Annotated in this window: 5 protein-coding genes; all 5 read left to right on the top strand. The window is 67.7% G+C overall.

Features of this window, described 5'->3' with window-relative positions; genetic code table 11:
- The coding region (locus G3N99_RS33260) for an FAD-binding oxidoreductase (protein ID WP_206124492.1) at window positions 1-584 on the top strand (584 nt) is incomplete at its 5' end.
- A 17-nt stretch (window positions 585-601) separates the two neighbouring features.
- Window positions 602-1,159: an XRE family transcriptional regulator gene (locus tag G3N99_RS33255; RefSeq protein ID WP_069252166.1), complete on the top strand. Its 558-nt coding sequence runs from the start codon at window positions 602-604 to the stop codon at window positions 1,157-1,159.
- Between the two features lie 152 nt (window positions 1,160-1,311).
- Window positions 1,312-2,658 (top strand): glutamine synthetase family protein, encoded by a 1,347-nt coding sequence (locus G3N99_RS33250; protein ID WP_174985571.1) that lies wholly within the window; start codon window positions 1,312-1,314, stop codon window positions 2,656-2,658.
- A gap of 481 nt (window positions 2,659-3,139) precedes the next feature.
- Window positions 3,140-3,601, top strand: a complete 462-nt coding sequence (locus G3N99_RS33245) for a (2Fe-2S)-binding protein (protein WP_174936926.1) — start codon at window positions 3,140-3,142, stop codon at window positions 3,599-3,601.
- Entirely contained in the window at window positions 3,598-5,850 is a 2,253-nt protein-coding gene (locus tag G3N99_RS33240; RefSeq protein WP_206124491.1) for a xanthine dehydrogenase family protein molybdopterin-binding subunit, read from the top strand. The genes G3N99_RS33245 and G3N99_RS33240 overlap by 4 nt, the downstream gene beginning before the upstream one ends.
- Window positions 5,851-5,907 lie beyond the last annotated feature (57 nt).

Genomic DNA, 5,907 nt, shown 5'->3' with positions numbered 1-5,907 from the left:
TGCTCGTGCTGGCCTGCAACGCGTATGTCGACCGGCTCGATCGCGATCTCGCGCGCCGGCTGCTGCCGGTCGGCACGTACCAGGTCGCGACCGCGCCGCTCGCGCCCGACGTTGCCCGTTCGCTGCTGCCGCAGAACAGTTGCGTGATCGACAACCAGTTCGTGCCCGACTATTTCCGCCTGAGCCCCGACAACCGGCTGCTGTTCGGCGGCGGCTGCACCTATCTCGGCGGCATTCCGGCCGATATCGCGGCGGCGACGCGCCCGCACCTCGAACGCGTGTTCCCGCAACTGGCCGGCGTGCCGCTCGATTACGCGTGGGGCGGCCATATCGACATCAGCATGCGCCGCACGCCGGACATCGGCCGCCACGGGCAGCGTTTCTGGCTGCAGGGGTTCTCGGGGCACGGCGTGCTGCCGACGCTCGCCGGTGCGCGCGCGGTGGCCGACGCGGTGCTCGGCGACGAACGCCTGCTCGCGCAGTACCAGCGCATCCGCAATCCGCGCTTTCCTGGCGGCGACCGGCTCGCCGCGCCGCTGGAAGCGATCGGCAAGGCCTGGTACCGTCTGCGCGATACCGTCTGACTGCACCGGAACCCATCATGAATGAACAGGAAGAGATAGAAAGCCTGGCGATCCTGATCCGCGACCTGCGCAAGCATCGCAAGGTCACGCTCAACGATCTCGCGGAACGGATCGGCCGCTCGGTCGGCTTTCTGTCGCAGGTCGAGCGCGGGCTGTCGCGCCCGACGGTGGCGGATCTCACCGCGATCGGCGAGGCGCTCGGCGTGCCGACCACCTATTTCTACAGCCTGAGCAAACCGCGCAGCGTGCCGTGGGTGACGCGGCCCGACGAGCGGCGCACCGTGTATTACGCGGCCGGCATCACCGACATCCTCGTGTCGCCGAACATGCGCTCGCGCTTCTCGATTCTCGAAAGCCATCTCGCACCGGGCGCGAGCAGTGGCGAGCGGCCCGTCGACGACAGCGACGAGCAGGGCGGCTTCGTGCTCGAAGGAGAGTTGACGGTCTGGATCGACGGCGACGATACGCCCGTCACGCTCGGCCCGAACGACGCATTCCAGCTTCCCGCGCACAAGCGCTTTCGCTATGCCAACCTGACCGACGCGCCGACGCGCGTGATCTGGGTATTCACCTGAGTTGTCGGCGGGGCGGGCGGTGCCGCAGGCCGCCGCGCTACGCAGCCTGTTTGCAGTACTGATTTAAATGCGGCGTGCGTGGTCGAGTGTGCCGCATGAATCCGGTTCGCCGCGCTGCGGCACCGCCATACAAGACATGGAAAGGATGAGACATGGCTGACGTCGTTCCCGCGCTGGTCGATGAAGTCCGCGCATTCCGGCAGGCGCACCCCGAGATCCGTTATGTCGACCTGATCTGCCTCGACCTGCCCGGACATTTCTACGGCAAGCGCTACCCGATCGATGCGCTCGAAAAAGTGGCGGCCGGCTCGTTGCTGAAGCTGCCGCAGAACTGCATCCTGCTCGGCACGCAGGGCGGCCTCTACAAGATCGGCGACTACTGTTTCAACGACGGCGACCCGGACGCCGTGCGCCGGCTGATCCCCGGCACGCTGAAGCCGGTGACCTGGGAGAAGCAGCCGCTCGGCCAGATGCTGATCACGACGGACGGCACCGATGCGCCGGTCGAGTTCGAGCCGCGCGAGGTGCTCGCGCGCGTGCTGAAGCGGCTCGCGCGGCGTGGCATCCGGCCGGTCGTCGCGTTCGAGCTCGAGTTCTACCTGTTCGCCGCGCAGCTCGAAGAGGGGATGCCGAAGTATCCGCGCGACCGCCTGTCCGATGATCGTGACGATCAGCCGAACATGCATATCGAGCGCCTGTCGCGCTTCTCCGACGTGCTGCACGAGATGGTCGACGTTGCGTGCACGCAGGGAATCGACGCGACCGTGATCACCGCCGAGCTCGGGCCCGGCCAGTTCGAGATCAACTTCGGCCATTGCGACGACGGGCTGCGCGCGGCCGACTGGTCGGCGATGTTCTGCCGCAGCACGCGCGGCGTCGCGTTGCAGCACGGCTATCGCGCGAGCTTCATGGGCAAGCCGTACCTGCATGCGCCGGGCAGCGGGATGCACGTGCACGTGAGCCTCTACGACGATGCGGGGCGCAACCTGCTCGCGGCGGACGGGCAGCGGCCGCTGCGGCAAGCGGTGGCCGGATGCCTCGCATTGCTGCCGCATTGCATGCCGGTGTTCGCGCCGAATCACAACGCGTTCCGGCGTTACGGATCGATGGTGAACGCGGCGAGCCGCGCGAGCTGGGGTTTCGAGGATCGCGATGCGTGCATCCGGATTCCCGAGTCGGACGCGCGCAACCTGCGGATCGAGCACCGGCTCGCGGGTGCGGACGCGAACCCGTACCTCGTGCTCGCGGCGATTCTCACCGGGATGGAGCACGGGCTCGACGCGAAGCTCGAGCCGATCGCGCCGCTCAACGAGGATCGCGGCAGCGGGATCGACTTTCCGAAGGAGATGCTGTCGGCGGTCGCCGAGATGCAGGATCACGCGGCCGTGCGCGAAGGGCTCGGCAGCGAGTTCGTGATGGTGTATTGCGAGAACAAGCGGCAGGAGGAGCTGGATTTCCGCAATGAAATCGGGGCGCGGGAGTATCGGTGGTTCTTGTGATCGACTGAGCGACCGGGCACTCGCCCGCTGCGCAGGCCGCCGGACAACGAGCCGGCGCGACAACCTGCATCAGGCCGGCCGCATGCATGACCGCATGCACGGCCGGCGCGTAGCGCACGCCGCTCGGCGCGTGCGCCCGCGCTTCGTTCGACCGTGCGTCGGTCAGCCGACCGCCGCGGCCCGCATCGTCCATGCACGCCCCTTCAGCGGCGCGTTCAATTTCGGACGAATAGGCAACATTCTCACAATTTCGAGTCTTACCGGCGCGGCACGTGCCGACTATAGTTTTCCGGTTTCCCCGTCCTTTATCGCGCGCGTTCGGCGATGCGAGCTTTCGCATCGATGCATCGCGGGCGCAAGCGCCGCGGGTTCGTCCAGTGCGTTCGTGCCGCGACGGCATGCGTGCGACCAGCCGGATGCGTCGTCCCGCTCACCGCAGCCGGCTGTCGAACCCGGTTCCCCACAGAATAGGTCAGACAGAATGACAGATATCACCATCAACGGTCAGCGGCATCAGTTCGCTGGCGATCCCGACATGCCGCTGCTCTGGTACCTGCGCGACGAGCTCGGGCTGACGGGAACGAAGTTCGGCTGCGGCATGGCGCTGTGCGGCGCATGCACGGTTCATGTCGAAGGTCAGCCGATGCGCGCGTGCGTGACGCCGATCGGTACGCTCGCCGGCCGCAACGTCACGACGATCGAGGCCGCACACGAGAAGAAGGTCGGCCAGGCCGTGCAGAAAGCGTGGATCGACGAACAGGTGCCGCAGTGCGGCTATTGCCAGTCCGGGCAGGTGATGTCGGCGGTCGCGCTGCTGACCGCGAAACCCGATCCGACGGATGGCGACATCGATGCCGCGATGAGCGGGAACATCTGCCGCTGTGCGACCTATCAGCGGATCCGCGTCGCGATCCACAAAGCCGCGGAGAACCTCAAGGCATGAGCCAGTCCACTCGCTCCCGGCAATCGGCCGGCACGCCGGAATCCGCAGACGGCATCGCATCGGCTTCGCGTCGCAAGTTTCTCGGCAACATGGCCGCGCTTACGCTCGCGGTCGGTTTCAGCGGCGAGATCGCGCTCGCCAAATCGGTCACGCCGGCCACCGCAGGCGTGTCGTTCGAGCCGAACGCCTTCATCCGGATCGGCGCCGACGGCATCGTCAGCGTCGTGTCCGAGTACCTCGAAATGGGACAGGGCACGTTCACCGGCATCGCGACGCTCGCGGCGGACGAACTCGACATCGGTCTCGACAAGGTGCGGGTCGTGGCGGCACAGGCCGATGCGACGCGCTACGTGAACCCGATGTTCGCGAAGATGGGCTGGAAGATTCAGGCAACGGGCGGCAGTACCGCGATGGCCGGCTCGTGGACGGTGATGCGCGAAGCGGCCGCCGCCGCGCGCGCGATGCTGCTGTCGGCCGCCGCACGGAAGTGGAAGGTCGATCCGGCGGCGCTGCGCATCGAGGACGGCGTGATCGTCCACGCCGCATCGGGCCGCCGTGCAGGCTTCGGCCAGTTCGCGGCCGATGCGGCGCGCGAGCCGGTGCCGTCGAAGGTGGCCGTCAAGCAGCGGGCCGACTTCAAGCTGATCGGCAAACGCGACACGCGGCGCGTCGATATTCCCGCGAAGGTCAACGGTTCGGCGATCTATACGCAGGACGTGAAGCTGCCCGGCATGCTGGTCGCGGTGATCGCCCATCCGCCGCGCATGTGGGGCAAGGTCCGTCACGTCGACGCGAGCAAGGCGAAGGCGATCCCCGGCGTGGTCGCGGTCGTCGAGGTGCCGGGCGACGACAACGTGCAGGGCGGCGTCGCGGTGCTGGCGCGCAATACGTGGGTGGCGCGCCAGGGGCGCGATGCACTGAAGATCACGTGGGACGATACGCACGCGCTTGCGCTCGGTTCCGCCGACATCTCGAAGCAGTACCGGGCCGCGCTCGACAAGCCCGGCGTGGTCGCTGCAACACGCGGCAACGTGGTGAGCGAAGCGCCTTCGGGCGGCAAGTTCATCGACGCGACCTTCGAGCAGCCGTATCTGTCGCACGCGCCGATGGAGCCGCTGAATTGCGTCGTGTGGTTGCACGCGGATCGCTGCGAGATCTGGAACGGCGAGCAGTGGCATACCGGCGACCAGGTCATCGTCGCGAAGGAAGTCGGCCTCAAGCCGGAGCAGGTGACGATCAACCAGCTGTACGCGGGCGGCAGCTTCGGCCGCCGCGCGAACCCGGTCGGCGACTACGTGTGCGAGGCGGCACGGATCGCCCGCGCCGCGCGTGCGCAGGGGATCGACGCGCCGGTCAAGCTCGTGTGGATGCGCGAGGACGACATGCGCGCCGGCTTCTACCGGCCGGCGACCCTGCACCGGGTCCGGCTCGCCGTGGACAAGGGCGGTAACCTCGTGTCGTGGAACCAGGACGTGGTGGGGCAGAGCTTCTTCGCACCGCTGCCGTCGGGCGTCGATCCGACGCTCGTCGAAGGGTCCGCCGATATCCCGTACGAGATCCCGAACTTCAAGGTGACGCAGCACATCCAGACGCTCGCGGTGAAAACGCAATGGATGCGCTCGGTCGGCCATACGCATGCGGCGTTCGTCGGCGAGACGCTGATGGACGAGGCCGCGCATGCGGCAGGCAAGGACCCGTACGCGTTCCGCCGTGCGTTGCTCACGAAGATGCCGCGCCATCGCGGCGTACTCGACCTGGTCGCGCAAAAGGCCGGCTGGTCGGCGCCGCTGCGTGCCGGTGCGCCCGGCACGAAGCGCGGGCGAGGCATCGCACTGCAGTTCGCGTTCGGCACGTACGTGGCGCAGGTCGCGGAGGTCACGGTGCTGCAGGACGGCACGTTCACGATCGATCGCATCGTCTGCGCGGTCGATTGCGGCACCGTCGTGAATCCCGATGTGGTCGCGTCGCAGGTGGAAGGCGGGATCGGTTTCGGCCTCACGTTCCTGCGCGCGGCGATCACGCTGGAGAACGGGCGCGTGCAGCAAGGCAACTTCAACGACTACCCGGTCCTGCGCATGAACGGCATGCCGCACGTCGAAGTGCACGTCGTGCCGTCGCAGGCGCCGCCGAGCGGTATCGGCGAACCCGGCGTGCCGCCGGCCGCGCCGGCCGTCGCGAATGCGCTGACGGCCGCAACCGGCGCCACGTTCCGATCGCTGCCGATGCGCGACACGCTGCGTCCGGCCTGACCGTTCGCGTTCCTATCGAGACCGGCGTGGAGGACAGAGTTACTAACTGCGTGTATA

This window comes from Burkholderia sp. Ac-20392 (assembly GCF_017104585.1).
GTDB classification, from domain to species: Bacteria; Pseudomonadota; Gammaproteobacteria; order Burkholderiales; family Burkholderiaceae; genus Burkholderia; species Burkholderia lata.
This window is presented reverse-complemented; position numbering and strand designations above follow the sequence as displayed.